The 21811-nt window shown below is 70.7% G+C and carries 22 protein-coding genes; 15 read left to right on the forward strand and 7 right to left on the reverse strand.

What is annotated here, in order from left to right:
- Nucleotides 1-339: 339 nt before the first annotated feature.
- Together V6M45_RS05865 and V6M45_RS05870 are read left to right on the forward strand one after the other, a co-directional pair.
- Nucleotides 340-1362 (forward strand): UbiA family prenyltransferase, encoded by a 1023-nt coding sequence (locus tag V6M45_RS05865; protein ID WP_332654699.1) that lies wholly within the window; start codon nucleotides 340-342, stop codon nucleotides 1360-1362.
- A gap of 11 nt (nucleotides 1363-1373) precedes the next feature.
- Nucleotides 1374-2219, forward strand: coding sequence for an RsiV family protein (locus tag V6M45_RS05870; protein ID WP_332654700.1), 846 nt, complete (start codon nucleotides 1374-1376; stop codon nucleotides 2217-2219).
- Here V6M45_RS05870 and V6M45_RS05875 read toward each other — a convergent pair.
- Genes V6M45_RS05875 through V6M45_RS05885 form a run of 3 tightly spaced genes read right to left on the reverse strand, consistent with a single transcriptional unit; the run spans nucleotide 2216 to nucleotide 3790 of the window.
- Entirely contained in the window at nucleotides 2216-3160 is a 945-nt protein-coding gene (locus tag V6M45_RS05875; protein WP_332654701.1) for an alpha/beta fold hydrolase, read from the reverse strand. The two genes, V6M45_RS05870 and V6M45_RS05875, sit on opposite strands and share 4 nt — an antisense overlap.
- 31 nt (nucleotides 3161-3191) lie before the next feature.
- Nucleotides 3192-3389: a helix-turn-helix transcriptional regulator gene (locus tag V6M45_RS05880; RefSeq protein ID WP_300292393.1), complete on the reverse strand. Its 198-nt coding sequence runs from the start codon at nucleotides 3387-3389 to the stop codon at nucleotides 3192-3194.
- On the reverse strand, nucleotides 3386-3790 hold the full coding sequence (locus tag V6M45_RS05885; RefSeq protein WP_332654702.1) for a hypothetical protein: 405 nt from the start codon (nucleotides 3788-3790) through the stop codon (nucleotides 3386-3388). The genes V6M45_RS05880 and V6M45_RS05885 overlap by 4 nt, the downstream gene beginning before the upstream one ends.
- A gap of 145 nt (nucleotides 3791-3935) precedes the next feature.
- Here V6M45_RS05885 and V6M45_RS05890 point away from each other — a divergent pair, with 145 nt between their 5' ends.
- The 4 genes from V6M45_RS05890 (at nucleotide 3936) to ypfJ (ending at nucleotide 7146) form a co-directional block, all read left to right on the forward strand.
- Nucleotides 3936-4868, forward strand: a complete 933-nt coding sequence (locus V6M45_RS05890) for a fatty acid desaturase family protein (RefSeq protein WP_332654703.1) — start codon at nucleotides 3936-3938, stop codon at nucleotides 4866-4868.
- Between the two features lie 235 nt (nucleotides 4869-5103).
- Nucleotides 5104-5763, forward strand: coding sequence for a class I SAM-dependent methyltransferase (locus V6M45_RS05895; protein WP_332654704.1), 660 nt, complete (start codon nucleotides 5104-5106; stop codon nucleotides 5761-5763).
- A 77-nt stretch (nucleotides 5764-5840) separates the two neighbouring features.
- Nucleotides 5841-6224, forward strand: coding sequence for a hypothetical protein (locus V6M45_RS05900; RefSeq protein ID WP_332654706.1), 384 nt, complete (start codon nucleotides 5841-5843; stop codon nucleotides 6222-6224).
- 73 nt (nucleotides 6225-6297) lie between these two features.
- On the forward strand, nucleotides 6298-7146 hold the full coding sequence (ypfJ, locus tag V6M45_RS05905; protein WP_332654707.1) for a KPN_02809 family neutral zinc metallopeptidase: 849 nt from the start codon (nucleotides 6298-6300) through the stop codon (nucleotides 7144-7146).
- Nucleotides 7147-7150: 4 nt separating this feature from the next.
- Here the strand turns inward: ypfJ and V6M45_RS05910 are convergent, their stop codons facing one another.
- Genes V6M45_RS05910 through V6M45_RS05920 form a run of 3 tightly spaced genes read right to left on the reverse strand, consistent with a single transcriptional unit; the run spans nucleotide 7151 to nucleotide 9258 of the window.
- Nucleotides 7151-8098: a retropepsin-like aspartic protease gene (locus V6M45_RS05910; protein WP_332654708.1), complete on the reverse strand. Its 948-nt coding sequence runs from the start codon at nucleotides 8096-8098 to the stop codon at nucleotides 7151-7153.
- A 57-nt stretch (nucleotides 8099-8155) separates the two neighbouring features.
- The gene (locus V6M45_RS05915) at nucleotides 8156-8977 is read right to left on the reverse strand and encodes an LD-carboxypeptidase (RefSeq protein WP_332654709.1); all 822 of its coding nucleotides are present in this window, start codon (nucleotides 8975-8977) and stop codon (nucleotides 8156-8158) included.
- Nucleotides 8974-9258 (reverse strand): hypothetical protein, encoded by a 285-nt coding sequence (locus V6M45_RS05920; RefSeq protein WP_332654710.1) that lies wholly within the window; start codon nucleotides 9256-9258, stop codon nucleotides 8974-8976. Before V6M45_RS05920 ends, V6M45_RS05915 begins: the two co-directional genes overlap by 4 nt.
- A 143-nt stretch (nucleotides 9259-9401) precedes the next feature.
- Between V6M45_RS05920 and V6M45_RS05925 the strand changes: the two genes are divergently transcribed.
- From V6M45_RS05925 to V6M45_RS05965, 9 genes are all read left to right on the forward strand, one after another.
- On the forward strand, nucleotides 9402-10808 hold the full coding sequence (locus tag V6M45_RS05925) for a UDP-N-acetylmuramate--L-alanine ligase (protein ID WP_332654711.1): 1407 nt from the start codon (nucleotides 9402-9404) through the stop codon (nucleotides 10806-10808).
- A 112-nt stretch (nucleotides 10809-10920) separates the two neighbouring features.
- On the forward strand, nucleotides 10921-12528 hold the full coding sequence (locus V6M45_RS05930; RefSeq protein ID WP_332654712.1) for an ATP-binding protein: 1608 nt from the start codon (nucleotides 10921-10923) through the stop codon (nucleotides 12526-12528).
- Nucleotides 12529-12562: 34 nt separating this feature from the next.
- On the forward strand, nucleotides 12563-14590 hold the full coding sequence (locus V6M45_RS05935; protein WP_332654714.1) for a TonB-dependent receptor: 2028 nt from the start codon (nucleotides 12563-12565) through the stop codon (nucleotides 14588-14590).
- A 53-nt stretch (nucleotides 14591-14643) separates the two neighbouring features.
- Nucleotides 14644-15294 (forward strand): PepSY-associated TM helix domain-containing protein, encoded by a 651-nt coding sequence (locus V6M45_RS05940; protein ID WP_332654715.1) that lies wholly within the window; start codon nucleotides 14644-14646, stop codon nucleotides 15292-15294.
- 12 nt (nucleotides 15295-15306) lie between these two features.
- The gene (locus V6M45_RS05945) at nucleotides 15307-15813 is read left to right on the forward strand and encodes a DUF2271 domain-containing protein (RefSeq protein WP_332654716.1); all 507 of its coding nucleotides are present in this window, start codon (nucleotides 15307-15309) and stop codon (nucleotides 15811-15813) included.
- Between the two features lie 13 nt (nucleotides 15814-15826).
- Nucleotides 15827-16627, forward strand: a complete 801-nt coding sequence (locus V6M45_RS05950; protein ID WP_332654717.1) for a DUF4198 domain-containing protein — start codon at nucleotides 15827-15829, stop codon at nucleotides 16625-16627.
- Between the two features lie 80 nt (nucleotides 16628-16707).
- A complete protein-coding gene (locus V6M45_RS05955) occupies nucleotides 16708-17721 on the forward strand; it encodes an FAD:protein FMN transferase (protein ID WP_332654718.1) in 1014 nt (337 codons plus the stop codon).
- Entirely contained in the window at nucleotides 17718-19088 is a 1371-nt protein-coding gene (locus V6M45_RS05960) for a sulfite reductase subunit alpha (protein WP_332654719.1), read from the forward strand. Before V6M45_RS05955 ends, V6M45_RS05960 begins: the two co-directional genes overlap by 4 nt.
- 74 nt (nucleotides 19089-19162) lie before the next feature.
- Nucleotides 19163-20518, forward strand: coding sequence for a putative bifunctional diguanylate cyclase/phosphodiesterase (locus V6M45_RS05965; protein WP_332654720.1), 1356 nt, complete (start codon nucleotides 19163-19165; stop codon nucleotides 20516-20518).
- A 3-nt stretch (nucleotides 20519-20521) separates the two neighbouring features.
- On the opposite strand, the gene V6M45_RS05970 is transcribed toward V6M45_RS05965, so the two are convergent.
- Entirely contained in the window at nucleotides 20522-21730 is a 1209-nt protein-coding gene (locus tag V6M45_RS05970; protein WP_332654721.1) for an NAD(P)/FAD-dependent oxidoreductase, read from the reverse strand.
- Nucleotides 21731-21811: the final 81 nt, after the last annotated feature.

Below are 21811 nucleotides of genomic sequence, written 5' to 3' on the forward strand. Positions count from 1 at the left end.
TCCGTCAAAGGCCCGGACGCAGGGCCGCCAGTCGGAGGGCGTGTGGAAAACGGCCGCGCGGGGCAGCCTGTCTCGTCGAAACGGTAATCACATTCACAACCGGGCGAGGCCCGGCTGTCCCGCGCCCTCCCCAACCGTCTGGACACAGGCGGCGCAGACTCATGCCTTCTCCCCTTGCGGGAGAAGGTGGCCGAGCGGAGCGAGGTCAGATGAGGGGTCGCGCGGGCGACGAGGGATTGGCGTAGCAATGGCTGATGATCTGACACGGGCGCCACCCCTCATCCGTCGGCCTTCGGGCCCCACCTTCTCCCGCAAGGGGAGAAGGGCTAGGACTTTTCCATGACCTCCGCCCCGCTTCCCGACGCTGGTTCGAACTGGGTGGACCGCCACGCGCCGGAAGGCCTCAAGCCGTGGCTCAGGCTCGGCCGTTTCGACCGTCCGATCGGCATCTGGCTGCTGCTCCTGCCCGGCTGGCAGGGCGTCTCCCTGGCGCTCAGCCAGTATCGCCAGACGCCCGACGTCTACGACGCCTGGCTGTTCCTCGGCTTCGCGATCGGCGCCTGTCTGATGCGCGCCGCCGGCTGCGCCTTCAACGACATCGTCGATCGCGACATCGACGCCAGGGTCGCCCGCACCGCCCTGCGCCCCATCCCCTCGGGCCGCATCTCGGTGAAACAGGCCTGGGCCTTCGTCGTCGGCTGCAGTCTGGTCAGCCTGCTGATCCTGCTGACCCTCAACCTGACCGCCGTCCTGCTCGGCGTCGCCTCCCTCGTCCTCGTCGCCGCCTACCCCTTCATGAAGCGCATTACCTGGTGGCCCCAGGCCTGGCTCGGCCTCACCTTCAACTGGGGCGCCCTGATGGGGTTCGCGGCGGCCGCCGGCGGACTGCCGTTCCTGCTCCGGGTCTATGGCCAGTCTCTCGTCGCGACCGGGGAGTGGTACGCCGTGGGCATGGCGGTCGGAGCGCAGGGCCACCTCGCCGTCCCCGCCCTCCTCCTCTACCTCGGCGGCGTCTTCTGGACCCTCGGCTACGACACCATCTACGCCCTGCAGGACATCGAGGACGACGCCATGGTCGGGGTCAAATCCTCGGCCCGCCGCCTCGGCGCAAACGTCCACCGCGGCGTCGGCGTCTTCTATCTCCTCACCGTCCTTCTGACCCTCGCCGCCGGCGCCGCCGCCGGCCTCGGCCCGCTGTTCTACGTCGCCCTGCTGCCGTGGGCCGCCCATCTGCTGCGCCAGACCCGCGACGTCCGCCCCGACGATCCCGCCCTTGCGCTCAGACTGTTCAGGTCCAATCGTGACGCCGGCCTGATCCTGCTTCTCGCCATCATTCTCGGCTCGGTTCAGCTTCCGCTTTGAAGGACACCCGCATGGCCCGCCCTCTCCGCTTCCTCCTCCTGACCGCCGCCCTGGCCGCGACCCTCGCCGCCTGCAACCGCGAGCGGGATTCGGAAGCGCCGGCCGCGGGTCCGGACGAGACCGGAGCGCTGGTCACCCAGGCCGACGCCGCCGCGCCGATGGGCTATGAATCGAAGTCCGCCTACGCCGATGTGAAGCTGGTCCTGCCCGACGCGATCAAGGCCCAGCCCGACCTGCACGCCCGTCTCTACGCCGAGGAAGTCCGCAAGCTGCGCCAGTTCTCCGAGGGCGCGCAGAGCGACCTCACCGAGGCCGGATCGGATCCCGACCAGCCCCGGTTCGGCAACACCGTCACCGTCACCGCCGCCGCCGAGACCAGCAAGCTGTTCAGCCTCAAGCGCACCTCGTTCGAGACCGGCGGCGCCCACCCCAACACCCTGACCAGCGGCATCCTCTGGGACAAGGCGCTGAAGCGCCAGATCGGCCTCGCCGACCTGTTCCGGAAGGGGGCCGACCTGACCACGCTCGACCAGGCCCTGTGCTCGGCCCTCAACACCGCCAAGCGCGCCCGCGTCCCCGACGGCGCCATGCTGACCTTCGACAGCAAGCCCTTCGCCTGCCCCCGCGTCTCCGCCACCGCCTTCGTCCTGACTCCCGGCGACGCCTCGGGCAAGGCCGCCGGCCTGACCTTCCTGATCGGCCCCTATCAGGCCGGGCCCTATGTCGAAGGCGGCTACGAGATCGCCATTCCCGCCGCCGTCTTCCGCTCCCTGCTGGCCACCGCCTACGCCGGCGAGTTCGGCGGTCAGCTCGCGAAGACGGGGGACGTCACTCCCGTCGCGGCGCCGGCGGGCTAGTCCGCCAGGAACTGATCGACCAGTTCGGCGAACCGCGCCGGCTGGTCGGCCATGATGAAATGCCGCGAGCCGTCGACCCGGATCAGCCTGACCCCCGGCAGGCCCGCATACTCCCGGCCCCACATCCCGTCGGCCATCGCCGCCGGCGCCCCGCCGTCGGCGTCCGAGGCGTAGAGCGCCCACACCGGCGTCGTCATCGCCGCCAGCCCGGGCCGGGCGTCGGTGGTCATCACCTCGCGGATCGCCGTCGCCAGCGCCTGCCGGTCCGAGGCTATCGACCATGCGACCATGGCCTCCCGCGTCGCCGGATCCCGGGCCAGGCCGATCGCAGTCTGCCCCTGCTGCGCCCCGAAGCCCGCCTCGTCCGCGGCGAGGATGGCCGCCGCCGCCTGGTCCGCGAACGGCCGGGCGCTCTCCGCCGTCGCCGTCGGCCCGAACAGGGCGCTGAAGAACGGCAGGCTGTCGACGCTCATCACCTTGCCGACCAGATCGGGATGGCCCTGGGCCAGCAGCAGCGCCGTCAGCCCGCCCATCGAATGGCCGATCACCGCCGGCCGCTCCAGACCGCTCTCGCGGACATAGCGGGCCAGCTCGCCGATCATCGGCTCGAGGAACGGCCCGTCCCCATGCGTCCACGGCTCGCCCGCGAACCCGGCCAGCTGCACCAGATGCACCCGGCGCGTCGCCGCCAGCCGGGTCGCCTCCGCCCGCCACACCTCCCGCGAGGAGGCGTAGCCCGGGATCAGGACGACGTCCGGCCCACTGCCCAGCACCTCGACCGACAGCCGGTCCGAAACGAAGGCGTCCCGGGCCGCGACAGCGACCGGCGCCGCCTCCGCCCGGACGGCCAGGGCCGAGGCGCCTGCGACCAATAATGACGCAGAGGCGAGGCAGACTGCGCGCAGGGTCGAGCGCGCCACGAAGTGACGAAGATGCAGCATCGGAAATGTCCTTTGAACGAGCCTGACAGCGTCAGGCGTGGGGGTTCTCGAAAACCTCTTCGACCGGCCGGGCGAACAGCACGGCGATGCGATAGGCGAGGTCCAGCGACGGGTCATGTTTCTCGGTCTCCAGCGCGTTCACGGCCTGCCGCGACACGCCCAGCGCCTGACCGAGCTGTTCCTGCGTCCAACCGCGCTCGACGCGCAGCAGTTTCAGACGGTTCTTCATCGGCTCGACCTGACGAACGGCGCCGCGAAGCCAAAGCAGGCCCAGAACAGCGGATAGATGATCCAGGCCGGGATGTGCTGGGCGTCGGCGTAGCTTTCTCCGAACCCCCAGACGCTGGCGATGGCCATGGCCAGACCCGCCGCGAGAATGAACTGTTTGGCGGTGACCGCGCGGACGAACTCGTCGGACTCCCGCATCAGCGACAGGGTCGCCCAGATCTGTCCGACCACCGGGGCCGAGACCGCCAACGCAAGCGCCCAGGCCGCGACCGGGGACTCGATGTCGTCGAAGGCACCGAAGATGGCGGCGACGTTGATGGCGACATAGCCGCTCATGAAGGCCACGGTTCGTACGACGTAGCGCCGGCTGGCCGAAGTCTGTGTTTTCGCAATGCCGAGCATGACAAGTCCTCCTGACCTGATGTCATGCTTACCTTACATCGACGTTTTGTCATGTCAACCTGACTTTTCGTCAGCCTTGCCTGACAACTGCGGCGAGCCGTCCCGCCGCTTTCAGGACACGGGTCCCGGGCGTATCCTGCTTCCCATGCCCGCTGCGCCCCGCGCCCGCCCGACCGACCTGTTCACGCCCGAGGAGTGGGCCCCCTTCCAGACGCGCCGCGCCTGGATCGGCCCCCTGCTGGTCCTCCACTGCTGGAGCGTGATCCTGCTGGCGGCCGTCGCCGGAGTGCTCTGGCCGATCCTTATCCCGCTCTGCGTCGCCGTCATCGGCACGCGCCAGCTGGGCCTCGCCATCCTGATGCACGAGGCGGCGCATGGCGGCCTGTCGCCCGACCGCCGCCTCAACGACTTCCTCGGTCACTGGCTGTGCGCCGTCCCGGTCGGGGCCTCGCTCGCCCTCTACCGCCCCTACCATCTCAGCCACCACAAATACGCCCAGCAGCCCGAGGACCCGGACCTTGTCCTGTCCGCCCCCTTCCCGGTCACCCGCGCCTCGCTGCGCCGCAAGATCGTCCGCGACCTGACCGGCCAGACCTTCTTCAAGCAGCGCGTCCTCTTCCTCTTCAAGGCCTTCGCCAGCCAGCGCGACGAAGACATCGCCGAGGGCGCCGTCGTGACCGGCCGCAGCGTCGCGCCCTTCCTGCTGTTCAACGGGGGCCTGTTCGCCGTCGCCGCCCTCGCCGGGGTCTGGTGGGTCTGGTTCGCCCTGTGGCTACTGCCGCTCGCGACCTGGTTCCCGATGGTCACCCGGCTGCGCAACATCGCCGAGCACGCCTGCGTCGAGGGTTCGGCCGACGACGCCTTCCGCGCCGCCCGCACCACCCGCGCCTCGTGGTGGGAGCGCGCCTTCATCGCCCCCTACTGGGTCAATTTCCACGCCGAACATCACCTGTTCATGCACGTGCCTTGCTGGAAACTTCCGGCCTTGCATCGGGCCGTGCGCCGCAAGCCGCAGGGCGCGCGCATGGAGATGGCGAACGGCTACGTCGAGGTGCTCAAGGCCGCGGCGTCCCGATGAAGTCCGCAAAGGCGGACCCGCCCCTGAACCTTTTCCGCGTTCGGCGGTTCAGGTCCGCTCGCCCCGGAGGATCGCGTGCGGATCGTCTCATTCGTCAGACAGCACTGGCTGTTCATCGTCCTCGTGACCCAGATCCTCTTCATCGCCTTCGCCTCGGGCTATCTGCTGTCGACCCCCTGGATCGAGGCGGGCTGACCAGGATCGCGCTGACGCGCGCTCACACGGTCAGGCGACCATGAGCCCGATCACCGACCCGACCGCCTTCATCCTCGCCAACACCCGGCTGCAAGCTGTGCCTCATGCGCCTGAGATCGAGCTGTGGCTGGCCGACGAAGTCACGCCCATCTGGCGGCTGACCGAGGAGGAGCTGGGCGAAATCGGCCTGCCCCCGCCCTTCTGGGCCTTCGCCTGGGCCGGCGGCCAGGGCCTCGCGCGTTGGCTGCTCGACCATCCGGACGAGGTCGCCGGCAAACGGGTTCTCGACTTCGCGGCGGGTTCAGGCATGGTCGGCGTCGCGGCGATGAAGGCGGGCGCGGCCTCGGTCCTGTGCGCCGACATTGATCCCTTCTGCGCCGCAGCCGTGGCCCTGAACGCCGGCGCCAACGGGGTCAGTCTGGACTTCACGGAAGCCGATCTGCTCGATTGGCCGCCGCCCGACGTCGAGGTGATCTGCGCCGGCGACGTCTTCTATGAAAAGCCCATGGCTGAACGGGTCCTGGCCTGGCTCACCTCGGCCGCCGACCGCGGCGCGCGGGTGCTCGTCGGCGACCCCTTGCGGACCTACTTCCCCAAATCCGGCCTCGACCTGCTGGCCGAATACGAGGTGCCGACCACCCGCGAGCTGGAGGACTCCGCCGTCAAACGCACCCGGGTCTGGGCGCTCCAGCGATGCTGAGGTGTCGGACTCGGTCCGGAGCCGGTAGCGTTGCGGCTCCGCTTGCCGACGAGGCGGCGCGGAACCATCTTGAGATCATGACCCGCGCGCTGATCCCCCTGTCGCTCGCCCTTGCCGCCCTCGCCGCTACGGCCGAGGCACAGACCGTCCCGCCCTATGTCTCGCCGGGCGTCGATCCCCATCGCTATCAGGCCGAGCTGCATCGCTACGAAGTCGATCGTCTGCGCGCCCGGGCGGACCAGCGCGAGGCCTTCGCCCGCCAACTCCAGTTCGAGACCCGGCTGAACCGGCTCGAGATCGAGGCGGCGCGCCAGCCGGAACCGATCCAGCCGCCCGCATACCGGTCCCTCCGCTCGCCGGAGGAAGAGCGGGTCCTGCGGGACTCCGCCACCCGACGGAGCCGGGCCGCCGCCGCGGGCGTCACCCAGATCGACGCCTGGCTGGATCGTCCCGCCAACTAGCATCACCCCTGCATCCCTTCCCCGACGGCCGCGTTCCTGCTTGGCTGTAATCTGAGGGACGAGGAAACGGATCATGCGGTGGCAGGGCGGACGACGCGGCGGCAACATTGAGGACCGTCGCGGCATGGGCGGTGTCGGCATCGCTGGCGGGGGCATCGGCGCCCTCGTTCTGGCGGCCATCGGCTACTTCGTGTTCGGCATAGACCCGCAGACGACCCAGCAGATCACCAGCCAGCTGGGCGGGGTCGGCAGTTCCGAACAGGGCGCCCAGGGCAGCCCCGAGGATCAGGCCGGCGCCTTCGTCGATGTGATCGGCACGAACGTTGACGACGTCTGGAAGACCAAGCTGGAGGGCTATCAGCCCCCGACCGTCATCCTCTATGAACAGGGCACCTCGACCGGCTGCGGCTTCGGTCAGTCTGCCATGGGGCCGTTCTACTGCCCCACCGACCAGCGCGTTTATCTGGACCTGTCATTCTGGCGGCAGATGGAAAGCCAGCTCGGCGCTTCATCCGCCGACTTCGCCCGCGCCTATGTCATCGCCCACGAATATGGCCACCACGTCCAGACGCTGACCGGAGCCTCACAACAGGTGCGGCAGGCCCAGCAGCGCGCATCGGGAGAGGCCGAGGCCAACCAGTATTCGGTGGCCCTCGAGCTTCAGGCCGACTGCTACGCGGGCGTCTGGGCCGCCAACGCCGCAGCCGTCTCGAACGGCGCCGTGGCGCTTGAGGCCGGCGATCTCGAGGAAGGCCTGCGCACCGCCTCGGCCATCGGCGACGACACCCTGCAACGCCGACAGGGCGGCCGCGTCGTGCCTGAAGGCTTCACCCACGGCTCGTCTGCCCAGCGGAGGGAATGGCTGCGGCGAGGCTATCAGGCGGGCGACCCGGCGGCTTGCGACACCTTCTCCGCGCTCTGACGGCTCAGCCCACCGTCAGGTCCAGCGGCTGCGACACGTGCAGTTCGCCGGCCCCGAGATCGAACGCGACCCTCCGGTCGGCGAAAGCCTCCATGCCGAGCAGCCCTCCGGGGAAGTGGGGCAGCGGCGGCTGGTCGAAGACCCCGACCTGAACCTGCCGGTACAGGTGGTCGGCGAAGGTCACGGTGCGGGCTTCCAGAACGGCGGCCTGCATTGCCCCGCCGAGGACGAGGCTGCTCCCGGTCTCCTGCGGTCGGCCGTCCAGCAGGCCCGCGGTCTGCGCCGTCGCCTTGTCCAGCGCCAGAAGGGATGAGGCCCCGGTGTCGACCACGGCCCTGACCGCCACGCCCTCGACCGTCACCTCGGCGATCAGCCCGCCGCCGGAACGCCGGACCTCCGCCGGGGCCAGGTCGGGCGGCCGCACGAAGGCTTCGCGGGCGATCAGCCGGACATGTCGCCGCGCCGGGTCCAGCGCCAGGACCAGATGCTCCAGAACGTCCCGCCCGAGGATCAGCGGCGTATTCAGCCCGCTCTCCGAGGCCAGGGGCCCCAGATCGAGAATTGCCGCCCGCAACGCCCCGATGGCCAGGCCGGGCAGGGTCACGTCGACCGCGGCGCCCCGGCCCATCTGGCTTCCGCCGCCGACGCCATAGGCGACCAGCGGCATGTCGAACAGCGAGCGGCGCCGGGCCGGAAGAGCCTCGAACAGCCGGCGATCGATGACGGAATACTGCGCCCCCGTGTCGATCAGGGCGATGACCTCGCGGCCCTCGATCCGCACGTTCACGGTCGGGACATTGGCCCGCCGCGCATAGCGCAGCCAGGGCGTCGCTTCGCCTTCGGCGAAGGCGAGATCCGGCGCCGGCCAGAACAGGGTCTCGCGCGCCCACCACGCGCCGCCCACGACGGCGGCCAGTCCTGCGGCGCGAAGGAGAAGGTGGCGACGGTTCATGCGCCTCGAACATGGGCCGCCCCCGGCCGGGACGCCAGCGTCGCCGCTGTCGCGGACCTACCGGGCTCCGAACGGCACGATCTTGTTGTCGCGGTCATGCCCGATGTCCGCCGCGCCGAGATAGGGAATGCCCGACCGCTGACACCAGTAGCGGACGATCTCCTCGGGGGTCAGGCCGAATTCCGGATCGTTCTCGACGATGTCCGACACCCGTCCCAGGCGGATGCCGGCGACCTTGCGGATCGAGGCCTGGCCGGTCAGGTGGAACATCATCCGGTCGACCCGGTACAGCGGCTCGGACACCTCCTCCAGCATCAGCACATGGCCGGACATGTCGGGCTCCAGCGCGGTGCCGACGAGGGCGTCGAGGATGCTCAGGTTGAAGGCGACTGCGGGCCGTGCGTCCTCGTGCAGCGACGGCTCCCACGATGCCGGGTCGCCCCGCTTCAGCCAGTTCAGCGCCCGCCACGCCGTCGCATCGTTGCGCACCGCATCCGAGGCCATCGGCCCGTGCGCCACATGCGGAAACCCGGCCTTGTAAAGCCCGGCCAACAGCGTCCCCGCGTCCGAATAGCCGAGGTACCGCTTCCGCCGCGCCACATCCGTCAATCGCGGCAGCACAGCCTCGGCGATGCGGCACGACCCGTAGCCGCCCCGCGCGAACCACACCGCGTCCAGCCGCGGGTCGTTGGCGTATTCCACGAACGCCGCCGCCCGGCTGGCGTCGTCGCCGCCGAAATGCCCGTGCTTGCCGAAGCTGGCCGGGTGGAAGACCACATCGATCGAGCCGTCCGGCACATGGGCCGCGAACCAGTCGTGCACGGCGTCCGCCCGCTCCCGATTGAAGCGCGAACTGGCGTTGACGATGCCGATCTTCATTGGAGCGAACGTTCCTCGCGACCATCGCGCCGGGCGTATCGCCGTTCAACCGCCCGGCTCGCACTGACCGTCACCATCATGAGCCCGTAGAACACGATGGAATCGGGCCAGTAGGCGGGTGTCCACGGCAGGCTCAACCAGCCGTATTTCCCGACGAGGGTATAGGCGAAGGCGACCATCACGATCACAAGGACCAATGTGGTGGTGAGCCGGACCCATTGAGGCGGCCGGGCGGCCTGTTCCTCAGGCGTCGCGCGCTTGCCGAACACGATGTCGAGCACTCGGCTGGTTGTCGATGGACTTGGCGACGGCGTCATCTGTGAGGGCCCCTCCTACGCACCAGTTTAGGGGGCCGCACCGGCTTCTGGAAGTCGTCACCCATCACCCCCTTCCCCGCCGCCCTGAACCCGCCTAGTCACGGCGCATGGCGAACGACGACTATTTCTTCTGCGGGATCGGCGGCTCGGGCATGCTGCCCCTGGCCATGATCGTCCAGGCCCAGGGCGGGCGCATCGAAGGCTCCGACCGCTCTCGCGACCAGGGCCGCACGCCGGAGAAATTCGCCTGGCTCGAGGCGCACGGCGTCACGCTTCACCCCCAGGACGGCTCCGGCGTCACCCGCCCGACCCAGACCGTGGTCGCCACCGGCGCCATCGAGGACACGGTGCCCGACATAGGCGCCGCGAAGCGGGCCGGCGCCCGCATCGTCACCCGACCCGAACTGCTCAGCCAGCTGTTCAACGCCGCCCCGGCCTCGATCGGCGTCGCCGGCACCAGCGGCAAGTCGACCATCACCGGCATGATCGCCTGGATCCTGCATTCGGCTGGCCGGGAGCCCACCGTCATGAACGGCGCGGTGATGAAGAATTTCGCCGACGCCGACCATCCGTTCGCCAGCGCCCTGATCGGCGGGCGCGACCTGTTCGTCTCCGAGGTCGACGAATCCGACGGCTCCATCGCCCGCTACGACCCGACCGTCGCCGTTGTCTCCAACATCTCGCTGGACCACAAGTCGATGGAGGAGCTGCGTGTCCTGTTCGGCGGCTTCACCGTCCGCGCGGCGACCGCCGTGCTCAACCTCGACAACCCCGAGACGGCGGCTCTGGCCCAAAGCATGGTCGAGAGCGGGCGCGGCGACGCGGTTGTCACCTTCGCGCTCGGCAATGAGAGCGCCGATCTCTCCGCTCACGACCTTGAGCCGCTGCCGACGGGAATGCGCTTCCGGCTGAAAGACCTCGCGAGCGGGGCCGACGTCCCGGTGACCCTGCCGGTTCCCGGCGCCCACAACGTCGCCAACGCCCTCGCCGCTCTCGGCGCCGTCCGCGCCGTCGGCGTACCGCTGGACCAGGCCGTGGCGGCGCTGGAGACCTTCTCCGGCATCCGCCGCCGCATGGAAGTGGTCGGGACCGCCAATGGCGTCACGGTCATCGACGACTTCGCCCATAATCCCGACAAGATCGCCGCCACCCTCAAGACCCTGCACGCCTTCGACGGCCGGCTGCTGATCCTGTTCCAGCCGCACGGCTTCGGTCCGCTGAAGCTGATGAAGCAGGAGTTCATCGACGGCTTCGCGGGCCTGCTGCGCGAGGACGACATCCTGCTGATGCCCGAGCCCGTCTACTACGGCGGCACGACCGACCGCAGCGTCGGCAGCGAGGACATCGCGTCGGGCATCCGCGCCGCCGGCTGCCACGCCGAGGCCCTGCCCACGCGCGAGGCCTGCGGCGACCGCCTCATCGACCTGGCGCGCCCCGGCGACCGCATCGTCGTCATGGGCGCCCGCGACGACACCCTCTCGACCTTCGCGGCGACGCTCCTCGGCCGCCTTTAGCTCCGCTTACGGATTGATATACAAGACAATCTCGCAAAAGTTTCACGAACGGCAAAGCTGGCGTTAAGTCCGGACCCCGTATCCGCTCCCCCGCAGTTGGCAGAGGACGGGCATGGCCAGGATCGGGGATTTCGCGAGCGCTGCGGCGCCGATAGGGCCGGACACGCCCGGGGCCCAGGTCTTCGACCGGTTCCAGGATGAGCCCGACACCCTCGTGATCGCCGTGGTCGACGGCGAGGGGCGACCCGTGGGGCTGATCGAGCGGAATGCCTTCACCCTAAAGATGGCCGCCGAATTCGGTCGCGCCCTCTACGCGCGGCGGCCGGCGGCGACCTTCATGGACGCCAACCCCCGCATCCTCGAGGCCGACGCCGACGCCGAAAGTCTGTTCCAGTCGGTCGACGCCGCCAACCTCGGGGCCCTGCTGAACGGCTTCATCGTCGCCGCCGGCGGCCACTACGTCGGGGTGGGCGCGGGGGTGCACCTGCTGCGGGCCGGCAGCGTCATCCACCAACGCCGCGCCGAGGCGATGGGCGCGCTCGCCCGCGACCTGTCCCGCGCCGAGGCCGAAGCCCGGGCCTCGAGTCGCGCCAAGTCCGAGTTTCTGGCCGTGATGAGCCATGAGATCCGCACGCCTCTGAACGGCGTGCTGGGCGTCGCCGCCCTGATGGAGCGCGAACTGACGCAGGACGACATGCGGCCCTACGTCCGGACCATTCTCGACTCCGGCCAGAGCCTGCTGCGACTCCTCACCGACGCCCTCGACATGTCCCGGGCCGAGGCCGGCCAGCTGGCGCTTGAAACCGCGCCGGTCCATCTCGACGCGGTCGCCGCCGACCTGCGGGCGCTGTGGAGTCCCCGCGCCCAGGAAAAGGGCCTGGCCCTGACGGTGACCCATGACACGACGGGCCATGACTGGGTGGCCGGCGACGAGGTCCGTCTGAAGCAGCTGTTCAACAATCTGATCGGCAACGCCCTGAAATTCACCGTCGCCGGCGGCGTCCACGTCCATATCGCCAGCGGCCCCCGCGACGGCGCCGTCGCGGTCACCGCCACCGTCGACGACACCGGCCCGGGCATAGACGAGGGCCTGGCCGAAACCATCTTCGAACCCTTCAACACCGGCCGGGCCGGACGTCAGGGCGCCGGAGCGGGCCTCGGCCTGGCGATCTGCCGCCAGATCGTCGAACGCATGGACGGCGACATCGTGGTGGAGCGCTCGCCCCGGGGCGGGGCCCGCTTCCGGTTCAGCCTCGCCCTGCCGTGCGCGGGCGCCGAGATGCGTCAGGCCGCAACCACCATGGCGGCGCCGACGGCCCATGAGACCCTGCATGTGCTGATCGTGGACGACAACGCCGCCAACCGTTTCGTCGCCGGCAAGGTGCTGGAACTGTTCGGCTGCACGTCCGTAGTCGCAGAAGACGGGCGCGAGGCGGTGGCCCGTGTCCAGGACGGCGCCTTCGATCTGGTGCTGATGGATGTGAAGATGCCGGTGATGGATGGCGTGGCCGCCACCCGGGCCATTCGCGCCCTCGGCGGCGCCATGGCCCGCCTGCCGATCCTCGCCCTTACGGCCAACGCCGATCCCCGCGACGAGGTCGAATATCTGGCCGCCGGCATGAATGGGGTGGCCCAAAAGCCGATCCACCCCGACGCCCTGCTCAACGCCATCCGCCGCGTGCTCAGCCGCGAGCCCGACCCTCTCGATCACGCCGCTTGAGCGACGGCCGCCGGCCCGCTCTAAGGGGGCGGCGATGATCCAGCTTCCGCCCCCGGCCGCCCTGCCCGAAATCGTCGTCACCGGCGCACGCCTGCCGCCGGCCGCCGGCGAGGCGGCCTTTTCGGTCGTCCGGCTCGGCGAGGACGATCTGCGCGATCAGCAACGGCTGGACGAAGCCCTCGCCTCCGTCCCGGCCGTGTCGCTGTTCCGCCGCACGTCCAGCCTCGCGGCCAATCCGACCACCCAGGGTATCAGCCTGCGCGCCATCGCCCCCTCCGGCGCCGGCCGCACTCTCGTGACTCTGGACGGCGTCCCTCTGAACGATCCTTTCGGCGGCTGGGTGATCTGGTCGCAGGTCCCGACCGAAAGCCTGTCAGGCCTCGACATCGTGCGGGGCTCGGGCGCGGGTCCCTACGGCGCCGGGGCCTTGACCGGGGTCATTCAGCTGCGCGAACGTGACGGCGGCGCTGTTCTGGACGCCTCCCTCAGCGAGCGTGGCGGCGTCCGGCTCGCCGGCTCTGGCGCGATGGACCTCGGCCCCGCCCGCCTCGTCGCCTCCGGCCTCTATGAGACCAGCGACGGTTATGTCCCCGTGCGGGGGTCCGGGGCGGGCCCTGCGGACACGGCGCTCGATCTCGAGGTGCGCAGCGCGGCCTTGCGCGCCGACCTCCCCTTGGGCGAGGCCGCGCTCTCGCTCCGCGCCTCCGCCTTCGAGGAAGAACGCGGCTCCGGCCTCGACGGGGCCCGCGCCACCGCCGGCGGCCACGCCCTGTCGGCCGCCGTGGCCCTACAGCCCCTCGCCGACCGCCCGGGCTGGAGGCTCCAGGTCTGGCGGCGCGAGAGCGATCTGGCCAACACCTCGGTCGCCGTCGCCGCCGACCGCGCCTCGACGACCCCCGCCAACGACCAGTACGAAACTCCCGCGACCGGCTGGGGCGTCAACGCCGCCCTGCGGCAGGTGATCGTCAGCGGCATCGCCCGCGTCGAATGGGAGCTGGGCGCCGACGCCCGCTTCAACGATGGCGAGACCCGCGAGCGCTTCCGCAATCTCGGGGCCGGCTTCACCCGCAGCCGGATCGCCGGCGGAGAAACCTCCGTCGCCGGTCTCTATGGCGAGGCTTCATGGAGCTCCGGCCTTTGGCTGGTCGCGGGCGGCGCGCGCTACGACGGCTGGCGCAGCGAGAACGGTCGCCGCCTCGAACGTGACCTCGCCACGGGTCTGCCCACCCTGGACGAGACCGACCCCGACCGCTCGGGCGAGGTGATCAGCGCCCGCCTCGCCGCGCGGCGCGACATGTCGGGAGTCTGGGCCGCCGGACAGGCGCTGCGCCTCGCCGCCTACAGCGGCTTCCGGCCGGCCACCCTGAACGAACTGCACCGGCCCTTCCGGGTCGGCAACGACCTGACCGAGGCCAACGCCGCGCTGGAGCCCGAGCGCCTCGCCGGCGTCGAGGCCGGCTGGTCCTGGACCGACGACCGGGCCGCGCTGGCGGCGACCCTCTTCTGGAACGAGATCGGGGACGCCATCGTCAACGTCACCATCGGCGAGGGCCCAGGGCTCTTCCCCCGCGCCGGCTTCGTTCCCGCCGGCGGCGTACTGCGCCAGCGGATGAATGCGGGAACCATCGAGGCCGCGGGGATCGAGCTGGACGGTCGCATGGACCTCGCTCCCGGCCTGTCCGTCCGCGCCGCCCTGTCCGTCACCGACGCCCGCCTCGACGGCGGCGCGATGGCCCCGCAACTGACCGGTCTTCGTCCCGCCCAGGCCCCGATCTGGAGCGCCTCGGCCGGGCTGGAATGGCGGCTATCTGATCGCCTCGATCTCGACGCCGACCTACGCTGGGAAAGCCGCCGTTTCGAGGACGACCTCAACAGCCGGGTGCTCGAAGCCGCCGCCACCCTGGACCTGCGCGCCGACTGGGCCCTGACGCCCTCGACCACCGTCTGGCTTGCTGCGGACAATCTGTTCGACGCCGACGTCGAGGTCTCGGAAACGGGAACCGGCGTCGCCGGATTCGGACCGCCGCGCACCCTGAGCCTCGGCGTCAGGCTGTCACGCTGATCTCCTTTGAACCCTCTATTGCAAATCGTTCGCAAGTTCGGCACAAGCCGCCGGTGACCGACGCCGCCGCGCCTCCCAGGCCCTCGAAAGCCCTCAACGCCAGCCGCTCGTTCTGGCTCAAGCAGCTGCATCAGTGGCACTGGATTTCGGCCGCCCTCAGCCTGACCGGCCTGCTGCTGTTCGCCGTCACCGGCGTCACTCTCAATCACGCCGCCCAGATTCCCGCCGATCCGGCCACCGTCGAACAGACCGCAACCCTGCCCGCGCCCCTCGCGGAGCGGCTAACCGCCTTCCCCGAAGAGACCACCGATCCCGTCCCCGACGCGATCGCCCGCTGGGCCGCCGACGCTTTCAAGGTCCGCATCGCCGGCCGGCCTACCGAAACCACCGCCGACGAGATCTATATCGCCCTGGCCGAGCCCGGGGGCGACGGCTGGCTGACGATCGACCGCGCCACCGGCGAGGCCCTGCGCGAGCGCACCACGCGTGGCTGGGTCGCCTGGCTCAACGACCTGCACAAGGGCCGCAACACCGGCCCGGTCTGGTACTGGTTCATCGACATCTTCGCCGTGGCCTGCGTGGTCTTCGCCGTGACCGGATTCGCCCTGAGCTGGATGCACGCCCGCCAGCGACCCTCCACCTGGCCCTTGCTCGGCCTCGGTCTGCTGATCCCCGCCGTGATCGCCCTGCTGTTCATTCACTGACCCGAGTGCCCCATGCGTAAGCTCACCTTCGCCGCCACCGCCCTTGCCGCCGGCGTCGCCGCGGCGCCGGCCCTCGCCGGCGACCTGACCGTCTCGGTTGAAATTCCGCGCCTGTCCGTCGCCGCCTACCACCGCCCCTATGTCGCGGTCTGGATCGAGCGGCCGGACAACACCGCGGTGCGGACCCTCGCCGTCTGGTACGAAGTCTCGAGCGTGGCCGAGGGCAAGGACTGGCTCAAGGACATGCGCACCTGGTGGCGCCGCGGCGGCCGGTCGCTGACCCTGCCTGCCGACGGCGTCTCCAGCGCCACCAAGGCCCCCGGCCGCCACACGGTGGCCGTCCCCGGCGCCCGCCTGTCAGCCCTCCCCGCCGGCGACTACGTCCTGGTCGTCGAGGCGGCCCGCGAACTGGGCGGCCGCGAATCCGTCCGCGTGCCCTTCCGCTGGGGCGCGGCCAACACCGCCCGCGCCTCCGGCTCCACCGAACTCGGCGCGGTCAGCGTCACCGTCACCCGCTAAGGATCGATCCGACATGAAGAAATCCCTCGCCATCCTCGCCGCGCTCGCGACCCTGGCCCTGCCCATGTCGGCCCAGGCCCACCGCGCCTGGTTGGCTCCGACCTCGACCGTCCTGTCCGGAACCGACGCCTGGGTCGGCTTCGATGCCGGCATGTCGAACGGCGTCTTCATCCCCGACCACGCCGCCATGAACCTGGCCGGCCTCGTCATCACCGCGCCGGACGGCTCGACCGCCCAGCCGGAGAACATGATCCGCGCCCGCTACCGTTCGTCGTTCGATTTACACCTGACCCAACCCGGCACCTGGAAGATCGCCAACGTCATGGGCGGCGTCATGGCCACCTACAAGGAAGACGGTGAAGAGAAGCGCTGGCGCGGTCAGGCCGCCGACCTCCCGGGCGCCATTCCGGCCGGAGCGACCGACGTCGTCGCCACCCGCACCTCCAGCCGCATCGAGACCTTCGTCACCCTCGGCGCCCCGACCGACTCCGTCTTCACCAATCCGGCCGACGGCCTGGTCCTGATCCCTGTCACCCACCCCAACGACCTGGTCGCGGGCGAGGCGGCGACCTTCAAGCTCTCGCTCGACGGCGTCGCGGCCTCGAACGTCGAGGTCACCGTCGCCCGCGGCGGCGCCCGCTACCGCGACAATCCGGAAGAGATGACCGTGACCACCGGTCCGGACGGCGCCTTCACCGTCACCTGGCCCGAGCCCGGCATGTACTGGCTGAACGCCACGGTCCGCACTCCCGCCCGGGGCGAGACCATCGCCGCCAACGCCCAGTATGTGGCCGTCATGGAAGTCCTGCCCTGACCGATCGCCTCTCAGCGCCGAACCGTTCCGTCCCGCCGCCCGTAAGGATCGGCGGGGGCGAACCACGCGAGAACAACCGCGTGCTGATCCCCACCCATGGCCGGGTTCCCTCGCGCCCGCCTTCGGACCTGATCTGGGACTTCGCGGGGGAGACCATGGGCACCACCTGGACGGTCCGCCTCGCGCCGCCCCCGGGTCTCGATCGCGCCGCCCTCCAGTCCGCGATCGAGGATGAGCTGGACCGGATCATCCTCCTGTTCAGCCACTGGGAGCCCAGGTCGGAACTGTCGCGTCTCAACGCGGCGCCCTCGGGCTTCTGGGCCGTATCCGAGCCGTTCTGGTCGCTACTCCACGCCGCCCTCGACCTCGCCGACGACACCAACGGCGCGGTCGATCCGACCCTGGGCGCCCTGGTCGACCTGTGGGGCTTCGGCCCGCCCGGACCGCGTCCACTGGACGCCTTCGGCAAGGCCCCCACCGTGCCGTTCGAGGATGAAATCGCCGCCGCCCGCGCCCTGAGCGGTTGGGGCCGGTTGCGGCTCAATCGCGAGGCCCGCGCGGTGCAGCAGCTGGGCGGGGTCAAGCTGGACCTGTCCGGCATCGCCAAGGGCCACGCGGTCGACAAGGTCTCGGAACGCCTGACCGCCATGGGGGCCACCCACCATCTCGTCGAAATCGGCGGCGAGCTGCGCGGCGCCGGGGTCAAGCCCGACGCCCGTCCGTGGTGGGCCGAGCTGCAGCAGGCGCCCGGCGCGCCCGGGCCCCGGACGGTCGCCGCCCTGTTCGACATCGCCGTCGCCACCTCGGGCGACTGGGTGCGCAACTACGAGGTCTATGGCCAGGCCTACAGCCACACCATCGACGGCCGCACCGGCCGCCCGGTCGACAACGGCGTCGCCTCCGTCACCGTGTTCGCCGACACGGCCATGTACGCCGACGCCATGGCCACGGCCCTGACCGTCATGGGGCCGCAGGAGGGACCCGACTTCGCCGGGGCCATGAATATCGCCGCCGCCTTCGTCCTGCGCGGCGAGGACGAACTGACCGAGATCGTCACCCCCGCCTTCGCCGCCATGTTGTCCGAGGGCGCGTGACAGCCGATCCGGTTCGCTGGTTGTGGGCGGCTGTCGCCGTCGCCCTCTGGCTCGCGGTCGTCGCCGCCGTCGGCTGGAGGCGCGCCCGGGCGCGCCGCGCCACCGCCGACCGCGCCTCCGCCCATGCCCCGGCGGAAGGCGGCGACGCCCTCCTGATCGCCTTCGCCAGCCAGACCGGTCAGGCCGAGGAACTGGCCTGGATGACCGCCGCCTCCCTGTCGGAGGCAGGCCTTCCCTCCCGCGTCGCCCGGCTCGGTGACCTCGACCCGGACGCGCTGAAGACCGCGGGACGGGTTCTCATCATCGCCTCCACCACCGGCGAGGGCGACGGCCCGGACGCCATGTCGGGGTTCGCCCGCAAACACATGACAGGCCCTGCGGACCTGTCCGGCCTGTCCTATGGGCTGCTCGCCCTGGGCGACCGGACCTACGCCGATTTCTGCGGCTTCGGACGGGCGCTGGACCTGTGGCTGCGCAGCTCCAGGGCCACGGCCCTGTTTGACCGGATCGAGGTGGACGACGGCGACGCCGGCGCCATCCGCCACTGGCGGCATCAGCTCGGCGCCGTCACCGGCCGCGCGATCGAAGCCGACTGGACCCCGCCCGCCTGGGACCGCTGGCGTCTGGTCGCCCGCACCCACCTGAACCCCGGCAGTCCCGGCGGCGAGGCCTGGCTGCTGGCCTTCGAACCGATCGACCATGCCGCGCACTGGGCCGCCGGCGACATCGCCGAGATCGGCCTGCCGGCTGTCGACGGCGTCGCCCCCGCCAGCCGGGAATACTCCGTCGCGTCCCTGCCGTCGGACGGTCGCGTCGAGTTGATCGTCCGCCGGAGCGTGCGCGCCGACGGGACCCCCGGCCTGGCCTCAGGCTGGCTGACCCGCGAACTCGCTGTCGGCGACCCGATCGACATGCGCATCCGCGTCAACAGCGGCTTCCACGGCCCCACCCCCGAAGTTCCGCTGATCCTGATCGGCGCCGGCACGGGCCTCGCGGGCCTGCGGGCTCACTGGCGCGCCCGCGCCGCCGCCGGGCACGGCGGCTCATGGCTGATGTTCGGCGAGCGCACCTCGGCCCACGACGCCTTCCTCGACGAAGAACTCCGCGCGGCCTGCGCCTCGGGCGTCCTGTCGCGGCTGGATCGCGTCTTTTCCCGCGATCCAGGGGACGGCCGCTACGTACAGGCCCTGATCGCGCAGCACGCCGGCGAGCTGGTCGACTGGGTCGAACGCGGCGCCACCGTCCTCGTCTGCGGCAGCCTCGAAGGCATGTCCCAAGGCGTCCACGCGGCCCTGGAACAGGCGCTCGGCGCGGACCGCCTGGTGACGCTCGCAGAGGCCGGGCGCTACCGTCGGGATGTCTACTGAGAGACCGCACCGCCCGTGTGGGTTGATCCTCGGGATTTACGCCCGCTTCATGAGAATGCGCTAGACGCTGAAGCATGCGCAGTCCGTTCGCGTACCTGTCGGCGCTGCTATCGCCGGTCTCCGGCCGGACGAACCCGCTCGACCACGACGCGCGCCTGACCCACATGGCGCTGCACGATCAGGAAACGGGCCTTGGCAATCGCCTGTCGCTGGAGCGGCTCGCCGCCGGAAGTTCACCGGTCTACGTCGTCCTGTTCGGCATCGACCGCTTCGAGGTCCTGCGTAACGCCATCGGCTACGATTCCATGGCGGGGCTGCTGACCACAGTCGGCCACCGCCTCTCCGGCCTGACCGGAAGGGGGCAGGTGGCGCGGGTCGGCGCCGGGGTTCTCGGTCTGGTCCTTTCGGCGGAAGACGACGAGGAAGTCGTCCAGATGGCCGCCCGCCTCTGCGAAGCGGCCCAGGCCCCGGTGATCCTCAACGGCGCGCCGGTCGATATCGCCCTGACCGCCGGCGTCGCCCGCACCGGACAAGCCAACCGCAACGTGGCCTCGCCCGTCGACCGGGCCTCCATCGCCGTCGACCAGGCCCGGGCCGCCCACCGCCGCGCCGTGGTGTTCGACGCACTGCGCTACGGCGATCCCGCCGGCAATCTTTCGCTGATCAGCGAGCTGATGGCGGCCCTCGACAACGGCGAGTTCTCCCTGAACTACCAGCCGAAATACGATTTCCGCGCCGAGGGCGTCCGGGCGGTCGAGGCGCTGGCGCGCTGGACCCATCCGCGGCGCGGCTGCGTCTCGCCGGATCTGTTCGTGGGCATGGCCGAGGAGACGGGCCACATCCGCCCGCTCACCGAATGGGTCATTCATCAGGCCATCCACGACCAGGCCGAACTCCGTCGCGCGGGTCACGATCTGACGGTCTCGGTGAACGTGTCCGCGCGTCTGCTGTCGGACGAGAGCTTCGCCGATTTCGCCCTCGCCGCCGTCAAGACCTCGGGGGCCCGCCTCTGTTTCGAGATCACCGAAACCGCCGTCGTCGCCAATCCGGAGGTCGCACTGCGCCTCCTCGACCGGTTCGCCGAGGCCGGGATCTCCGTGTCGCTGGACGACTACGGCTCGGGCCTGTCGTCGCTGACCTACCTGAAGCAAATCCGCGCCGACGAGCTGAAGATCGACAAGAGCTTCATCCTCGGTCTCGACGACTCCGCCCGCGACGCCCTGCTGGTCAAATCGACCATCGACCTCGCCCACGGCCTCGGCATGAAGGTCACCGCCGAGGGGGTCGAGACCCCCACCGCCCTCGCCCTTCTTCGGGGCATGGGCTGCGACATGGCCCAAGGCTATCTGATCGGCCGCCCGGTCACCTTCGCCGCCCTGCTCGAGCGGCTCGACGGGCCGGCGCGCAAGGCGGCCGTCGTCGCCGCCTGAGCCTCAGCCCGCCGCCACCGTCTTCATCGTCACCGTCGGATCCGCCAGCCGGGCCGCGTCCACCGGCGTGCCCCGTCCGATCATCTGCCGCCCCGCCATGAACTCGGCCGGAGCATTGACCGCCTCGACGCAGAAGATCCGGTCGCCGGCCAGATGGAAGACGGCGAAGGCCGCCGTCGCCGGGTCGCCCCGCAGCACCTGACGATCCGCGTTCTCAGGCAGGCCGGCGATCTGCAGCTTGACGTCATACTGATCTGACCAGAACCACGGGACCTCGGGGGTCGGCGCCGGTCGCCCGGTGATCGCCGCCGCCGCCTGCTTGGCCTGTTCCAGCGCGTTCGGAACGCTTTCCAGTCGGTGCATCCGGCCGCCCTGCACGGGAACAGGCCGCCAGGTCACGTCCCCGATCGCCCAGATCGCCGGGTCGGAAGTCCGCGCCGCCTCGTCGACGACGACGCCGTTCTCGCAGACCAGGCCCGTCGCGCGCGCCAGCTGATCGCGCGCCAGCGCCCCGACGCCGACCAGGGTCGCATCCGCCTCGATCAGCCGACCGTCCCCCAGCCGCACGCCGCCGGCCTCGAACGCCGTGACCTCGGCCGAGGTCAGCACCTCGACGCCGTGTTCCCGATGATACCGGGTGAAGAAGTCCGACAGGGTTCGGGACGCCACCCGCGCCAGCACCCGGTCCATTCGTTCGATGACGACGGCCTCCGCGCCCAGCGCCCGCGCCGAGGCCGCGGCCTCCAGCCCGACGTAGCCGCCGCCAACCACCGCCAGCCGCTTGCCGGGCCCCAGCGCGGCCTTCAACCTCTCCGCATCCGCCAGCGTGCGCAGCTCCAGCAGGTCGGGACGGTCCGCCCCCGGAATGGCCAACTTCCGCGCTGTCGACCCGGTCGCCAGGATCAGGGCGTCATAGGGTTCGACCGTTCCGTCGGCGAAGGTCACCGTCTTCCCGGCCGCATTGATCGCCGTCGCCGTCACGCCGAGCCGCAGCGCGATGTCATGCTCGGCATAGAATTCCTCGGGCCGCAGCAGCAGGGCCTCCAGATCCGCCTCGCCCTTCAACCACGCCTTGGACAGCGGCGGCCGCTGATACGGCGGCGCGGTCTCCTCGCCCGCCAGCACGATCGCCCCCTCATGCCCGTATTGCCGCAGCAGGGCCGCCGCCGTTCCGCCCGCATGCCCCGCGCCGATGATCAGAACCTTGGTCATGGACAGGGAGATAGAGGGGCGGGAGGCGAGGGTCGAGGGGCATGGCGAACTCCCCCTTGACCGTTCCACTGTTACAGCATA

The organism is Brevundimonas sp. (assembly GCF_036676055.1).
Taxonomy (GTDB): Bacteria; Pseudomonadota; Alphaproteobacteria; order Caulobacterales; family Caulobacteraceae; genus Brevundimonas.